The sequence below is a fragment of the Sulfurimonas sp. RIFOXYD2_FULL_34_21 genome (genome assembly GCF_001830805.1).
Lineage (GTDB): Bacteria > Campylobacterota > Campylobacteria > Campylobacterales > Sulfurimonadaceae > Sulfurimonas.
In genome coordinates this window covers 113523-129171 of record NZ_MICH01000006.1, presented here as the reverse complement: position 1 = coordinate 129171, position 15649 = coordinate 113523, and the positions used below count along the sequence as shown (strand labels likewise).

The 15649-nt window shown below is 34.2% G+C and carries 18 protein-coding genes and 1 tRNA gene; 8 read left to right on the top strand and 11 right to left on the bottom strand.

Annotated features, from left to right (window positions below; all coding sequences use genetic code 11):
- Positions 1-9 precede the first annotated feature (9 nt).
- Positions 10-225 carry a helix-turn-helix transcriptional regulator gene (locus tag A2530_RS04225; RefSeq protein WP_294885961.1) on the bottom strand — a complete coding sequence of 72 codons (216 nt, stop codon included), beginning with the start codon at positions 223-225 and terminating at the stop codon, positions 10-12.
- A 173-nt stretch (positions 226-398) separates the two neighbouring features.
- Here A2530_RS04225 and A2530_RS04220 point away from each other — a divergent pair, with 173 nt between their 5' ends.
- The 6 genes from A2530_RS04220 to A2530_RS04195 are packed head-to-tail and all read left to right on the top strand — an operon-like array spanning position 399 to position 5060.
- Positions 399-935 (top strand): hypothetical protein, encoded by a 537-nt coding sequence (locus tag A2530_RS04220; RefSeq protein ID WP_294885959.1) that lies wholly within the window; start codon positions 399-401, stop codon positions 933-935.
- A gap of 3 nt (positions 936-938) precedes the next feature.
- Positions 939-1190, top strand: coding sequence for a hypothetical protein (locus tag A2530_RS04215; protein ID WP_294885958.1), 252 nt, complete (start codon positions 939-941; stop codon positions 1188-1190).
- Positions 1187-3652 carry a hypothetical protein gene (locus A2530_RS04210; protein WP_294885957.1) on the top strand — a complete coding sequence of 822 codons (2466 nt, stop codon included), beginning with the start codon at positions 1187-1189 and terminating at the stop codon, positions 3650-3652. Before A2530_RS04215 ends, A2530_RS04210 begins: the two co-directional genes overlap by 4 nt.
- Positions 3652-3891: a hypothetical protein gene (locus A2530_RS04205; RefSeq protein WP_294885955.1), complete on the top strand. Its 240-nt coding sequence runs from the start codon at positions 3652-3654 to the stop codon at positions 3889-3891. Before A2530_RS04210 ends, A2530_RS04205 begins: the two co-directional genes overlap by 1 nt.
- A 2-nt stretch (positions 3892-3893) precedes the next feature.
- Positions 3894-4835: a hypothetical protein gene (locus A2530_RS04200; protein WP_294885954.1), complete on the top strand. Its 942-nt coding sequence runs from the start codon at positions 3894-3896 to the stop codon at positions 4833-4835.
- Positions 4836-4895: 60 nt separating this feature from the next.
- The gene (locus A2530_RS04195; protein ID WP_294885952.1) at positions 4896-5060 is read left to right on the top strand and encodes a hypothetical protein; all 165 of its coding nucleotides are present in this window, start codon (positions 4896-4898) and stop codon (positions 5058-5060) included.
- Between the two features lie 185 nt (positions 5061-5245).
- On the opposite strand, the gene A2530_RS04190 is transcribed toward A2530_RS04195, so the two are convergent.
- From A2530_RS04190 to rsmH, 5 genes are all read right to left on the bottom strand, one after another.
- Complete coding sequence (locus tag A2530_RS04190; RefSeq protein WP_294885951.1) at positions 5246-5410, bottom strand: hypothetical protein; 165 nt, start codon at positions 5408-5410, stop codon at positions 5246-5248.
- A 211-nt stretch (positions 5411-5621) separates the two neighbouring features.
- Positions 5622-5698 (bottom strand) — tRNA-Ile (locus A2530_RS04185).
- A 52-nt stretch (positions 5699-5750) separates the two neighbouring features.
- Positions 5751-8858 (bottom strand): efflux RND transporter permease subunit, encoded by a 3108-nt coding sequence (locus A2530_RS04180; RefSeq protein WP_294885949.1) that lies wholly within the window; start codon positions 8856-8858, stop codon positions 5751-5753.
- Between the two features lie 9 nt (positions 8859-8867).
- The gene (locus tag A2530_RS04175) at positions 8868-9146 is read right to left on the bottom strand and encodes a hypothetical protein (RefSeq protein WP_294885947.1); all 279 of its coding nucleotides are present in this window, start codon (positions 9144-9146) and stop codon (positions 8868-8870) included.
- The gene (gene rsmH, locus A2530_RS04170) at positions 9139-10071 is read right to left on the bottom strand and encodes a 16S rRNA (cytosine(1402)-N(4))-methyltransferase RsmH (RefSeq protein WP_294885946.1); all 933 of its coding nucleotides are present in this window, start codon (positions 10069-10071) and stop codon (positions 9139-9141) included. Before rsmH ends, A2530_RS04175 begins: the two co-directional genes overlap by 8 nt.
- Positions 10072-10162: 91 nt before the next feature.
- Between rsmH and A2530_RS04165 the strand changes: the two genes are divergently transcribed.
- A complete protein-coding gene (locus A2530_RS04165) occupies positions 10163-11170 on the top strand; it encodes a hybrid sensor histidine kinase/response regulator (protein WP_294885945.1) in 1008 nt (335 codons plus the stop codon).
- Here the strand turns inward: A2530_RS04165 and A2530_RS04160 are convergent.
- The 4 genes from A2530_RS04160 to A2530_RS04145 form a co-directional block, all read right to left on the bottom strand.
- Complete coding sequence (locus A2530_RS04160; RefSeq protein WP_294885943.1) at positions 11156-11458, bottom strand: metal-sulfur cluster assembly factor; 303 nt, start codon at positions 11456-11458, stop codon at positions 11156-11158. The genes A2530_RS04165 and A2530_RS04160 overlap by 15 nt on opposite strands.
- 11 nt (positions 11459-11469) lie before the next feature.
- Positions 11470-12525: a hypothetical protein gene (locus A2530_RS04155; protein WP_294885941.1), complete on the bottom strand. Its 1056-nt coding sequence runs from the start codon at positions 12523-12525 to the stop codon at positions 11470-11472.
- 184 nt (positions 12526-12709) lie between these two features.
- Positions 12710-13051, bottom strand: coding sequence for a hypothetical protein (locus A2530_RS04150; protein WP_294885940.1), 342 nt, complete (start codon positions 13049-13051; stop codon positions 12710-12712).
- A gap of 72 nt (positions 13052-13123) precedes the next feature.
- Positions 13124-14356 (bottom strand): glutamate-5-semialdehyde dehydrogenase, encoded by a 1233-nt coding sequence (locus A2530_RS04145; protein ID WP_294885939.1) that lies wholly within the window; start codon positions 14354-14356, stop codon positions 13124-13126.
- 68 nt (positions 14357-14424) lie between these two features.
- Between A2530_RS04145 and A2530_RS04140 the strand changes: the two genes are divergently transcribed.
- Entirely contained in the window at positions 14425-15183 is a 759-nt protein-coding gene (locus A2530_RS04140) for a pyrroline-5-carboxylate reductase (RefSeq protein ID WP_294885938.1), read from the top strand.
- An 8-nt stretch (positions 15184-15191) separates the two neighbouring features.
- Here A2530_RS04140 and A2530_RS04135 read toward each other — a convergent pair whose 3' ends face one another.
- Complete coding sequence (locus tag A2530_RS04135) at positions 15192-15647, bottom strand: hypothetical protein (protein WP_294885936.1); 456 nt, start codon at positions 15645-15647, stop codon at positions 15192-15194.
- Between the last annotated feature and the right edge of the window lie 2 nt (positions 15648-15649).

Genomic DNA, 15649 nt, shown 5'->3' with positions numbered 1-15649 from the left:
AGAAAAAGATTAGAGTCTATCAGCAAGATCTTTTATTTCTTGTTTGATGCTCTCTAATTTTTGGTTTTCAATGTAAATATTTAAAAAGGGTTCTATCCAAGATGCAATCGGAGTACTCCTACCATATTTTGTGACTGTACTGTACGGTATGCCGACAAGCTCAGAGAAATCTTTTAAATTAAGATTTGCCTCTTCGAGCTTGTTTTTAAAGTCCTCTAATTCCATCTTGCTTTACCTAAATTTTAAATATTAGGAATTATAGCATAAAAATATCCGATTCGGTAAATAAAAGTATAATAAATTACTAATTCAGATATAAAAAGCTTGACATTATATATCTGTATTAGATATAATGTACTAAATAAATTGCTTAATCGGCAAACATAAAGGAGATATAAATGGAAACATCGTTAATTAAGTACCATAGTTTTATGAGTTTTGCTTTTTGGTTTTTACCTTATCAAGTAAAGCAAAAAGAAGTTTTAGTTAGCAGCACTACGGCTCAAAACATTAAGATTAAGAGCAATGTATATGAGGGTACAGCTACCAAAATTAACAAGTATCTCTCTTATCTTTACCGTTACTTGTTTTTGGTTCTAGCGGCGGTATGGCTTTTTCCTTACATTCAGGCTGACAAACACATGATGTTCTTTGGATTAATAATAGGTATGTTTACACCTCTAGCAATGGTTAATTTGGATGAATTTTCAGCTAAAAAATATGTTGTAGGTTTTGGTGTTGCAGTAGCTGCTGTTGCGCTAATAGCGGCGGGAATTTTACATGGAGCGGATTTTGGTGCTAAGACACTTGCTATTTCAATCCATTATTCTTTCTTTTTCTATTTGGTTTATGCGTTTGTTTTAGATTTTATAAATTTTAAAAACAAAGATCTCTATTGTGTCTGCGATCAAAAAATACTATTTTACAAGGGGTAAAAAATGGAAAAAAGATTGAAGTTGCGACTTGTCGCAGGTTTTACAGTTATTGCTGTTGCAATAACTGTTTATGCAGGCTATTTAAAGGCTAATGAGGAGCCTTGTGAGCTAGTGTACTTTAGCAAGGGAAAGTGTGCTTGTAAGTCCTCTTTGCCAGCTTCTGCTCTTAAAATCATAGAGGAGAGAGAGGCAAATTTAGCTAAATATTTTGAGGAGCACCCCGAAATAGAACCAATTAAAAGGTGTCAGCAATGAAAAAGCTATTTTTAATTTCACTTTTTACAAGTGTATTATTTGGTGCAGAAGGTTATCAGGCGACATACTCAAAAGAACAGATCATGGAGGATTTCAAAAAAGGCGATGTAGGCAAGTATAGAGCGGATACCATGGCTACATTCTCAAGAGAGGAGCTTGTTAAAAGGGGTGTTATCTTACCAGAGACCAAACTCTCCAGTAATGACACTACTTTTAGTTGTGGATCTTTTGTAAATAGTGATGTATATACTGCAACAGTATATCGCATGGATCCCAAAACGGGCGCGGCAGTTTGCATGTACGCCCTAAAGGATAACTTATACAACCCTTTGGGCTTGTTCTCTGTTTCATTTCCAAAAATAGCAGAGCAATTCAAGTTAGATCAAGCGGCGGCAAAAGCAGAAAACGCTTCCGTAATGGATTTTTTAGATAATCGCTACAAAACCTTAATCGAGAGAAAAGATGCAGTGGCTCAAACTCAAAGTGTTCACGGCGGAGAGTTTTTAACTATTCCTCAAATGCTGCTATCTGCAAATTTAACAGATACCGACATTATTAACATCGACGGCACAAAGGCCTCAGGGAAACTTCAATTGCAGGATCAGTACACAGCAACCATCTATAGCGATGAAGTCACCAGCATAGACAACGCAGAACTGATCAAAAACAACGCTGCTAGTTTGTTCAATATCTACGGTGGGCTTTCTAACTTAGCCGTTGAACTGATGCTATATCTTGCCGTTGTAATCGGTGTAGTTTCAGGGGGCGGTATTCTTTTAAATCGTTTGTCAAAAGCCACTGATAAAGAAGAACAAACCGAAAAATTTGCAAAAGTTTCGTGGGGTTTTGGATTATTGCTAGGTATCCTTCTTTTACTTCCCTACAACGCAAATGACGCGACGGATAGCACAAATACAGTCATGAAAACCCATATTCACGACTTTGAAAAAGTTGGTTACTACTTCGGGGATGAAATAGCAAATCAGATGAGTAAAATTATGATAGATAATACCCTCACAGAAATTATCGCAAATGCAGGTATTGCAAACTCTGATCAGGTTGTAAACTCTTACGCCATGATGAAACAGTACGAGAAACTAGAACAATATGCTACAAATTTACAAACAGAGTGTTCTAACATGTATGACTCTAGCAATATGTTAAATGTTGATAAAGTTTCAATATACAGTTCAAACGGCAATACGATCTATCCATCTAGTGAATTATGGGGTTATGCCCTCTCTTGGAGTCAAAGTGGAGGGAAGGATTATTATAACCTTGCGCCTGAAGGGCTGAGGCTAGACGGCGGCACAAACGATACTTATGCTAAGTATGCATTTAGCGCTTGCGCAGGAATAGATCACCTTGTTTTTAACTATAAAAATAAGAAAAAAGATTATCAAGTAGCTTACGAAAAGAGCACCTTTCGTTACGATATAAATGCAGAGCAAAAACTAGAAGTGTTAGAGAACTTGATTGAATTCCAATATTCGCTCTACCGAGATTGGGGTTATTTAAGTGTGTTGGCACTTGGTGTGACGAAATTGCAAAGTGATGTTATTTCTAATCTGTATGCAGAGGAGAACAATCATATCAAGAGGTTGAATGATGAGATCGGAGGCGGCAGTATGTTTAATATTGCATTGCACAAGTTCGTGAGTTCACTCCCGTATGGGTTGCTTCCAGGGGCGCAAAGTGTATACACCTATGTTGAAGGCAATGCTCACATTTTAGGCGGTGCGGCAGGTATGGCAGGCGGTGCTGCTGTTTCAGATGTTTCAGAAGGATGGCTAGACCAGTTTGTGGGCGGGATTGTCGGCGGGGTTGTCGGGGCAGCAAGTAGTTATGTGGCTTCTAAGCCGATAGCGTATTCTTTCACCGTTATTTATGTTTTGGCTCTGCTAAGCGTAATGCCGGTTTTAGCAATCTTGATATTTGGTATAGCTAGATTTATAATCATTTTCGCAAAGATATTAATTTTTCATTTTGCCGGACTCGTTCTGCTACCAGTGCTTTTTGTAAATAAAAACACAACTCTTATGAAGAATTTTGGTAAAAAACTATTAGTCACAATGCTTGAAATTCCACTGTTTGTTTTGGCGATTTGGCTAGCTGTTACGGCTCAGGCAATGCTGCAAACGATAGCAAATACATTTAATAAAAACATCATAGCTGGTTTGGTTAAAAACAACGCTATTTCGAGCGGCACAACGGCAAAAGTCGTAGGGGCACCTGATATCATAAATAATGCCTCAGAGAATATGAATTTACTTGTGATCTACTGTGTCGATGGAGTAAGTTCGGTTGCTGTTTCAATATTTAGCATAGTTCTAATATATGGTATTATCAATAAAATGCACACAGCGTTTATTGAGGCAATCGATTTACAGGGCGATAAAGTTATGGATAGTCTCACAGATCAGTTCGTCGGAGAATCAAAAAATTTCGGAGGGAGATTATAATGAAAAACAGAATGAATAATTTTGTTAGAGAAGAGCTTCAAGCTCTTAATGAAAACATAGAGCAGTTTACTAATACACTGCCACAAAATGAGAGCCTTTCGGCTCTTATTGGAAAACTAAAAGAAGTTAGAGATACTATCTCTCAAAATACACTGCCAGCAAAAGCTAGAGACGGACTTCTGATGTCTCTGCCTCTTTTGTATATACAGATCAGAAAATTAAATTTGAAGCAAGGATAAACATGAAAAAGAGGAGTAAAAAACCATCCTTAAATCAAATTCAAGGGAGTGTACTTAAACATAAGTACGCTTTTCTGGCAAATAAAGATTACATATTTTCGGCAGAACTCAAAACTGCTGAGGAGTTAGAAAAGGAATATGGAGTTAGAAAACCTTGCGCCGAGGAGCTTGAATTTTTTAAGTGCAATTGTAAAGAAATCATATATACACCGATTGTAACGCTCACAAAAGAAGATGAAGAGTATTTAGGTAAAGAGTATGAAATTGAGCTTTGTGAATCCAAGGATAGTATTTATGTTTACACACATCCGTCATGTTGCCGTGTTATGGATCTTGCGGTAATCAAAAAAATTACCGATAGAAAAAAATTCTCGAATACAATTAAAAAGCCGGCAAAAAAGCTAGCCCTGCAAAAGCCGGAAAAAGTAAGAAAGAAAAAACCACCAGTGGATAAAGAGTGGGCTCAAAAAAAATATGTTGCACAAAGATACATTGAAGATCTAGCCCATGAGACAAGTCTGTTGATTGAAAACACATTTCCCGAAACGGCGTATGGATATTTTCTTAATAACTTAGAAGAGTTTTTGCGTGAGGGCGAAAGTAAAATCACATCTCACACAAATCTTGAAGACTATGTTAGTAAAGGCGGCGGGGCGGTAGATGCAAGTTCTCATAAGGGTAATCTGATATTCGAGGATGTCTTAAACTATATGGCAGTTTATAAAAATAAAGCAGAAATAATCTATGGTATTGTCTCTGACGATCCACTACCTACATTTTTTGTTTGGAATTATATGTCGCATGAGCAAAGGGAGGAGTATATAGTAAAGAGAGAGGAGAGAAAGAGGAGTATATCGCCAAGAGAAAGAGAAGAGAGAAAAACTCTCTTGCACGAAATAAAAGCCTTTCGGCTCTCATTGAAGGAGCCAGAGACGGACTTTTGATGTCTCTACCTCTTTTGTATTTGCAGATCAAAAAATTAAATTTAAAACAAGGAAATTAACATGAGTTTATTTTATAAAAAATGCGGATGCGGTGCTACAGTTCACCGCTCAGCGGAAAAGTGTCCTAGTTGCGGTAAGCCAAAATTCAAAGTGCCGCAGTTCTTCATCAAAAATGGGCTTTTAATTGTCATTTTTTTTGGCATACTTATTTTTTACAGTAAATAACTTTTTATGAGCCTCTAACGGCTCATAGAGTTCAAAAAAGAAAAAATCAAACTGCTGCTACTTCTTCTTTCTTCTTCTTCACTTTCTCAATCAAATTCACTTATAAAAAAACGACCATTAAAATATTTGCATAAAATATATAAAAACGCTTAATTTGTTTATACCACTACATCATAATATACGGCTCATCCTAAACTTTGATAATGTACTCTTGATTGGATGGCTTTATTAATATCATTAATAGCTTTTTCTTTTGAATCAAATCGTCTAAGCTCACCATTAATCATTACTTCATAGTAAATTTTTTGTCCTTCTTCTACTTCCTTTATATTGTAACCTTGATACATCATATTCTTGTCCTTATAATTTTTTTTACATATAATATTATCTTGTATATCTTTAACTTAGATTATGTTTTGAGTAATATGAGTTATTTATATCAGTCACAAAAGAAACTATTTCTTCACAAAGTGGGGTAAAAAGTGGGGTAATAGGTTTTTGGCTTATTTTATTTTTCTTTTAAAAAGTCTTTGAAAGTTCAATATTTAGGGAGTTTGTAAGTGGTGGGTTCTGAGTGACTTGAACACTCGACCACCCCGTTATGAGCGGGGGGCTCTAACCAACTGAGCTAAGAACCCACTGTTTGTAGGACGGAATTATACTTTACCTCACCTTAGACTTTTCTGATTTTTATGCATCTTTTATTCTGAAAACAACAGCATAAAGTAGAGGAACATATACAAGATTTAATACGGTTGCCCAAGCGATTCCAAATCCAAGTGAAATTGCCATTGGCTGAAGTATCATCGCTTGACCTGAAGGAAAAAACATTAATGTTGCTAACCCAAGAACGGTAGTCAATGATGTTAAAATGACAGGTCTTAATCTTGTTTGGGCTTGTTTCATCAGCTCTTCCGTGTTTCTTGCGTTTTTAATAAAACTAACAACAATAAGCCCATCATTTACTACAACACCTGCTAAACCTACTATTCCTATCATACCGGGCATAGTAAGGTTAATGCCCATGACTGAATGACCAATAAATACACCAAGCAAAACAAGCGGTATGGTGCTTATGATAATAAGTGATTTTTTTATAGAGTCAAAAAGCCAAACAAGAGTTATAAAAATTAAAAATATTGCTATTAATCCTGCTTGCAACATCTCTCTTTTATTTTTGCTGTTCTCTTTTTCTTCGCCTTTTATATCTATTATACAGCCATCTGATTTTAATTTTGTAAATGTCGGTTCTAATATTTTCATAACTTCTGCAGAAGTTATTATTTTTTTGTCTAAAGAAGCAACTACGGTTCTAATTCTTTTTCCATTTTCTTTTTGAAGTGCAACAAATCCTTGAGTCACAATAAAATCACATACTTCACTGAGCAATACAAATTTATCTAAAGAGGGAACTTGAACTTCTATATTATTTATAGAGTTTATCTGTTCATTTATCTGACTCTCAATTTTTATGCGAACAAGACCGCTTTCATTGAACATTTTGCCGTATTCACCCTTTAGGTAATAAGACCTAAGCTCTTTTGAAATATACTCTTCGCTGAAGCCTAACTGTTGACCATACTCATTTACACGAAGTTTTAACTCTTTTTCACCGAGTGTCGCGTCATTTGATACATTGCTGATACCATCGATAACTTTTAGTGAATCTTCTAACTCTTTAATTGATGAAATGATTTTTTGTTCACTTTGACCGCTTAGACTTATCTCAATATCTGAAGCTACTACACCTGCTCCGGGAACTTTTACGACTATCTCTTCGTATATCAAGTTAGTGTCATTTTTTAAATCTCTAAATGGTTTTACTACTCTTTCAACATCTATGGCAATTTCGTTAGCGGCTCTTTTTCTTATTAAACTCTCTTTGTTATACTCAAGAGATAAATATGGGCTTAAATATTTATCAAAAAAATTATCAGGGGCACGCTCTTTTAAATCAATAAATATATGAAAAAGATGATCACCGCTCTCAGCCATGTTTTTAGCATCAAGTTTAAAACCTATTATTGATGTAATAGATGATATATCACTGCCATGTATATTATTTAACAACTCTTTTTCCAGTGCTGTTACTTTTACTTCAGTATTTTCTAAATCATTATTTATATTAACTTTTCCATATACATAAATTTGTGTGGTGTCAAAGTCCGGAAAGAGCTGGAATTTAGAGTTTTTAAATAAAACACCGGTTATAGACAATATTGTAACAATAATAATTATAAGAGATAGATGCTTTTTTTTAAAGAAAAAATGAAGAACGGTGTTGTGCCAAGATGATAGTTTTTTCCAAATTTTTTTTGTAAAACTCTCATTATGTGATATTTTTAAAAAATCATGTGCATGCAACGGTAAAAAATAAAATGCTTCAAACAAAGATGAGAGGAGAAGCACTGTTATCATTATCGGGATTATTTTTATAAACATTCCCATTTCGCCCGTAAGTAAAAGCATGGGCAAAAATGCAAAAACAGTAGTAAGGGTAGCCGTAAGAACTGCAGGAAACATCTCCTGCGCACCTACGATAGCAGCTTCTCTTTTCTCCATACCGTTTTCGAGATGTCTATATATATTCTCAGCTACTACGATAGCTTCATCTACTAACATCCCAAGAGCTATAAGCGCGCCAAGAAGAGAGAGCATATTTAGACTGTCTCCCATAATTTGTGTTGCGATAAGTCCAATCATAAAACTTACGGGAATACCCAAAGCAACGACTATAGCTATACCGCGGTTTATAAATATTAACATGGCTAAAAAAACAAGCATCAAACCAAATATTATATTTGCAACAACTGTATTTAGGCGGTTTTTAATCCATATTGACGTATCAGTATATATTTCGTATTTTAAATTAGGATTGAGTTTTGACTTCTCTTTTAAATGTAAGCGAATCTCTTTTACCAACTCAATTGCATTGCCGTCTTTTGATTTTGCAATATTTATCGATATATTTCTGACTCCGTTATAGTGAGAAAGTTCAGACTCATCGCTAAGTTTAAATGAAACATCCGCAATATCTCCTATGCGAACTCTGGTATTTCCGACACCAATAATGGTCTGTTCTATTGAATCTTTGTTTTTTTCTCCGTTGTAAGTAGAGATGTATAGATGGGCTCCCATCTCTTTGATTGTACCGATTGGAAAAACAGAACTAATATTTCTCAATGATTCTACAGCCAAGGCGGGTTTAAGCCCAAAAGCCAAAAGTTTTTGTTCATTGATTTTTATAACCAACTCTTCATCCGCGTCACCGCGAATTGTAATTTCGCTTAGTTCTTTAAACTTGCTTAGTTCACTTTTTAACTCTTCTGCTTTTGCTAGAAGTTCCTCTTTGGGTTTGTCACCAGCTATTGCAATAAGAGCAAGAGGAAAAGTATTTAGTTTTATTTTTGCAATAGGTTCAGCCATATCCGCAGGTAAATCTTTTTTTACACTACTTACTACATCTTTAACATCATTTAAAACGCTGATATTGTCAGAGTTTGGTTTAATGTCTGCTATTATCGAAAATGAACCGTTTTTAATAGTAGTTTTAATATCATCTAGCTCATTTATATTTTGTAAATCGTCTTCTATTGTTTTAACAACCATCTTATCGAGTACGTCTGCTGATGTTCCGGTATATCCGCCTAAGATGGTTATTTTATCCATGTTCATCGGAGGAAATATCTCTTTTGGTATATTTATGTAAGAAAATATGGATAAAACAAAAATGAAAGTTAGTAAAATATGATTTAAAAGTGGTTTGTCTATGGCAAACTCTAAAAAGCGTCGAATCATTAAATCTCTTTAAAAAAGTGTATCAAGTATTCGATTTTTAAATCGTATCGACTCAACAGAACTGCCGATTAATCTATTCTCTTCTTTTAGCGTGTCATACTCGCCTTTTAGTTTTGATATATCCCTGCTTATAAAATATATCTGTTGTTGAATATATATTTTTGGAAATAGTACTACTAAAATAAATAATATAGTTAGTAAAACAGATACAAGATGATTTGTATCCACACCTTTTTGAGGGTTGAGAACTAAATCAATTTCGTCTAAAAGTTCTAATTTATCATTCATCTATATTTCTCATTTCAAAAACTCTCATTTTAGCGCTTCTGCTTCTTTGGTTTTCTTTTAATTCATCATTTTGTGCAATTATAGGCTTTTTTGTTAAAATTTTCCCCAGTGAATAGTTATTTGTACATGTACATCTCATTGCCTCAGGAGGACAAATACAACTGTTTTTCCATTCGTTAAATCTGTTTTTTACGATTCTGTCCTCAAGAGAGTGAAAAGAGATAATAGCTACTTTCGCATTTGGAAATTTAGCTTCTTCAATAGTGTTTAAAAGTGAATTTAATTCGCCGAGTTCATCATTTACCTCAATACGAATAGCTTGCATTAAAAGTGTTGAGGGGTGGATTTTTTTTCCAAAAGTCATCATATGTTTTGTGGCATCACTTAACTCTTTTGCAGAAGAAAAGGGACGGTTATTTACTATAAAAGATGCTATTTTTTTATAGTTTCTAAGTTCACCGTACTCTAAGAGTATTCGTTCTATCTCATTTTGGGAGTACTCATTTATAACTATCGCGGCACTTAAAGGTGCATTAGTATCCATTCTCATGTCAAGATTTTCGCTTGAAAAAGAGAAGCCTCTCTCTTTTTGATCTAGTTGAAGTGAAGAGACTCCGATATCTGCAAGTATGCCTTTGATATCTTTAATATCATACTCTTCTAAAATCTCTTTAATTATATTAGAAAAACGACCTTTTTTTATGCTTACTCTATCTTTATAAGGCTCAAGTCTAAGTGTTGAAAAATCAATTGCGCTTTGGTCTTGATCGATAGCTATAAGTTTTATATTCGGATTTGTTTCAAGAATTATCGAAGAGTGTCCACCGTAACCCATTGTACAATCTATAATAATCCCGCTTTTTATATTGCTAAAAAGTTCTAAAACTTCTCTATGCAATACAGGAATATGAGGAATAACTTGCATATACGACCTATCAATCTTTTCTTATATTATACATTAACTTTGTAAAGTTTAATTTTTATTAGTGTATCATAAATTAAAAAAGAGTGGATATATGCAGCTATTGCAAGACGGGAATTATCTGTTATTTATAGTTGTAATTCTTGCTCTTATATTATTGCTATCGCTGTTTACTGTTTTTAAAATATTAAAAAATAAAAAAAACATTCAACTTTTAGAAAAAATAGAGCCTCAAGCCGAGGTTTCTGAAACAAAAATATTTAAAGTTAAACAAAATAGAAAAATAGATAGAAAAAAGCGTAATTTAATTCAACATGATAAGATTAAAAAAGATGATTTTACTGTATTTAAAAATGTTAAAGTTTTAATTGCCGAAGATAATATTATAAATCAAAAAGTTATAACCTCTATATTGTTGGATTCAGGAGTAGATGCACGAGTTGCAAATAACGGAGAAGAGGTACTTGCTATCTTGAAGTATGATAGTGACTTCTCAATGATATTTATGGATTTGCATATGCCTATAATAGACGGTTTTGAAACTACAAAACTTATTCGTCGTAATCCAGATTACAATAATATTCCTATAATCGCTCTTAGCGGAGATATTGCAGCAGATGATATAAAAAAGATGCTAAATGCCGGTATGGAAGCACATCTGGAAAAACCTCTTAAAATGGACGCTCTTTATGATACTCTTTATACCTATACGGCAGGACAAGAGGTGCAACAAAATGTTATAAAAGCTGATAATATAGTAGATATAGATAGCAGCAAAGGTTTAGAAATATGTGCAGGTGATAAAGAGTTTTATCTGGAGATACTTGATGATTTTCTATCAAAATATTCAGATTCCGCAGATGTGATAAAAGAGTATTTAAATGCTACTGATTCTAAGAGTGCTGATAGGATACTGTTAGATATTTTAGGAGTTGCGGCAAACATTGGCGCAAATAAGCTATATAAATCGGCTCTTGATTTAAAACAGAGTCTAGTAAACCCTTCAGATATGGAATATATAAATAACCTAAAACAGTATGAGAGGTCTCTTTATAAAGCTTGTGAAGCTATTAAAGAGTATAAAGTTTTAACCTCTGCTTAATGCTTTTTTAACATTCTCGTTTGCCATTGTGATATTCCACTCAGGTTCCCAAACTAGTTCAATTTCAACATTTTTAATATTAGCCATTTTTAAAACAGCTTCTTTAACCCACTGTTGAATAAGCTGGTGCATAGGGCAAGCTTTTGTTGAAAGTGTCATCTTGACATAAGCGTTTCCTTCTTCGTCACATGAAGCGTCATATATAAGCCCCATTTCTACAAGGTTAAATCCAACTTCAGGGTCTATTACGGTTGAAATAGCTAAAAACAGTTCTTCTTTTGAGTACATCGGTAATCCTTTTATCTATAATTAATCATATAAAATACATTTCTTACAAAAGCTAAAGCACCTATTAGTAAAAATGAAGCACCGGCTTTTATAAAAGTATCGTCTTGTAGCAGGAGTGCTACCGCAACTACAACAACTCCTATTGCACCAAAAATAAATTGCACGGAAGAGCTTTTTTTAGGAAGCATATCTGCTAACATTGGGACTTTTTGTTTTCCGACAAGAGGAGAAAATCTCTCAAACCAGACAAGAAAAGGGATGATTTTATATATATGTCCTGTTATCGCAAAAGCAAAAAAGCCAAAGAACATAAGCCAACCTGAGCTTAATAGTAACGGTTCATAATCAAGTGTTAAATAGATAATAGCTAAAATCAACGATGCAATTAAAGAAAAATATGCAAAAATAAGTGATTTTGCATAAATGTCTATCTCTTTTCTGGCTCTTGTTTTATATATAGTATTGATAAAGTAAAAGTATATAAACAACCCTAGTGCCGTTAACATGTAGCTAATATATGCAAAAAGTTTAGAGTCTAAAAATGATGAGAGTACGGTAGATAAAACAGCTAATGAGACTATTGTAATAGCAATTTTAAGAGGTTTTGTTGAAAAGCCGTGAGAAAGTCCAAACATTGGAAGTAAAACCATGGATAGACCCATTATAGTTATAACTATATATCCAACAATAACTAAAAATACATGACTTTTAAGAAGCGAATTTATATCTATATTTATCATTCCTGCATAGCCTAGCGCCATAACAAGTCCAAAAATAATTCCAAAAAATAAAAACATGTTTGATATAAGCACACTACTCATTACCAGATTAAATTTTTTGACTTTTTTTATGGTTAAAAATATCTCCATAACAAATATCATAATTGCAATAAGTACAACGACTCCGCCAAAAGGCAGAATCATCGGATAGTTCAAAAAACCAGTAACCATAAGTATGGTTCCTATTGATAATAGAGGCCATATAGCATAAAATAGTTCAACCCCAAAATGCCCGACTTCTAAAACAACAGGCACCAGTTGCGCCATTGCACCAAAAATTGTCATCATAATAAAGCCTAGCAAAAATAGATGAACAAAGCTAACTACTTTTGCGTCTAACATGGAGATGTTTTCAATCGAAAAAAAGAAAAGATATAGCACCGATAGAAGATAAAACAGACTCCCCAATATAAAAAACGGAGAGATTAGTTTAAATGGAGGCGCAAAATCTTGAGAGACGGGAAACATTTAATTAGTGATTTGTATTTTCAAAATCTGTATTAGCCGATGATGAATTATTACTTGAAAAAACAACCTTAACTAAACCGTTGTCTAAAGTTTCTATCTCATATAAAATATCATCTTCAAGCTTTGCAAAAAGCCCACCTGGAGTTTTATGATTTATCATAACTAATTTAGAATTAGTTCCCTTGATAAGTTTGAGACCGCACATCGCATTTACCATCGGTTCTGGCGGAGCACATTTTGAAGTATCAAAATAGTAAGTACTCTCTCCATCCTTTTCTAGTTTAAAAAAATCAACAGATGCGCCAACAACATCTATTTTTGAGGCTTCACTTGGAATTAAAGACATAAAAAACCTTTTTATTAATATTTATAATTGTATTTAATCTTTTAATTTATAGTGTTGATTTGAGTCAACTATTTATCTGATTTGTCCACTTCCGTAAATTTTAAACTTATAAGTTGTTAACCCTTCTATACCCATAGGTCCCCGAGCATGAAGTTTGTTTGTGCTTATACCTACTTCTGCACCAAAGCCAAAAGCTCCGCCATCGGTAAATCTTGTAGAAGCATTTAGATAAACTGCCGCTGCATCAATAGCATTTAAAAATCTCTCTGCAGCCGTTACGTTTTGTGTAATTATGGCTTCTGAGTGACCGGAAGTAAATCTCACAATATGCTCTATAGCACCTTCAACTCCATCAACAACTTTTATATTTAATATATTTGCTAAATATTCGGTATCATAATCTTCATCAGTTGCATTTTTTACATCAATAATAGCTTGAGTCTCAAAACACCCTTTAAGCTCAGTATGAGATTTGTCAAATTCAGCTTTTAGCTTAGGTAGCGCATCCAAAGCAATTGCTCTATCAACAAGAAGAGTCTCCATAGCATTACAGACACCGGGTCTTTGAACTTTAGCATTTATGGCAATTTTTATAGCATCATCTAGTTTTGCATCTTTGTCTATATAAGTATGACATTGTCCCTTGTCATGTTTAACTACGCTCACCGTTGCATTGTCACTTACATACTTTATAAGTCCTGCACCACCGCGAGGAATAATCAAATCAACATATTTGTCCATCTTTATAAGTTTTGCAACACCTTCTCTTGAAGAGTCGGGAATTAAAGATATCAAAGATTTAGGCAGATTGTTTTTTTCTAAAACGCTTTGAAGAATCTTTGCTATTGCCATGTTTGAGTTTTCGGCTTCTTTGCCGCCTTTTAATATACATACGTTTGAGCTTTTAAAACATAGTGCCGCAGTATCGCTTGTTACATTCGGTCGCGATTCATAAATAATGCCTATGACACCGATAGGTATAGAGACTTTCTCTATCTTTAATCCGACTTCCGTTACCCAACCATCAAGAACACGTCCTACAGGCTCTTTTAATGCGGCTATTTCCTCGATTGCCACAGCCATAGTATCAATTCTCTTCTCATCTAAAAGCAGTCTGTCCATCAAAGCAGCCGATAGAAAGTTCTCCTTTGCATCAGCCATATCAAGTGCATTTGCCTCAAGCAGACTCATAGTATTCGCTCTTAGTGAATTAGCCATCTCTTTTAATATTTTGTTTTTTTGAGCACCGCTAATATCGTTAAATACTCTACGTGCTTGTTTTGCCTCTGCTAAAAATAGTTCCATGTTATGCCTTGTAAATTGATATTTATTCTTATAATGCTATACTAACATAAAAAAAATTAAGGCATTTTATGAAAACTATAACTTTTATCGGAAATGGAAATATGGCTCTAAGCATTGCTAAGGGTCTAAAAAATAGTTATAAAATAGAGGTTGTAGGCAGAAGTATTGAAAATATAACAAAATTTGAGAATGAACTTGGAGTTAAGATAGGTAAGAGTTTGCTTGATAATTTTAATATGGATGATAAAACTATCATGCTTTGCGTAAAACCTGCAAATGTAGAAGAGATTTCTACGCTTCTAAAGGGTTCTGCTAGAGTTGTCTATTCTGTTTTGGCAGGAACGTCTATCAAAAAAATAAAAGAGTATATAAGCACAAATGCGGTAGTTAGAAGTATGCCGAATTTAGCTGCTAGTGTCGGTAGGTCAATGACTACTTTAACTGGAAATGAGGAGTTTAAAGCTGAAGCTAGGGAGCTCCTTGGGACTATCGGTACAACTCTTTGGTTAGGAAGTGAAAAAGAGCTGGATATCGCAACGGCACTTGCAGGAAGCGGTCCTGCTTATTTAGCCCTTATAGCAGAAGCTCTTTCTGATGGGGCAGTAAAACAAGGTATGAAAAGAAGCGATGCTATGATAACCATGCGAGGTCTTTTTGCCGGTTTTGGAGAACTTATTCAAGATATCCATCCGGCACTCTTAAAAGACGGTGTTATGAGTCCGGGTGGAACGACTGCCGCAGGATATGCGGTTCTTGAAGACGGTAACGTAAGAGCAGCATGTATAAAAGCGGTAGAAAAAGCATATGAGAGAGCAAAAGAACTTTAATTAAGCATTTACACTATTTTAAAATTTCCATTATCGATAAAGTTTAAAAACTCATTTTTAAACTTTGTTCTATTTTGATGGTTTTGTATCCATCCGAGATGTATGGCACGCTCTGTTTCTATAATTGGGAACCATGTTGTTTTCAAGCTCTCATCAAGTATGCAGCGGTCATATATTGACTCTAAAAAGTTCCATACAATAAAGGCATAAATTCCGTATTCAACCTCTTCTTCTTCACTCCGTATTATATTTTGCCTTACTACATGTGGTTTAGTAAGTGCTTCTTTAAGTATTTCAAAATACATTTTATCAATTTCGCCATAATGAACAACCTGCATAGTTTTGTTGTATGTACGCATTGAATAAAGCAGTGCAAAGACAGCCATGGTAGTAGCTATTACACCCATAATAGAGCTTATTGCAGCCCAAAAAGTTGCATACTCGTCATTAAAGAAAAGTTCCATTT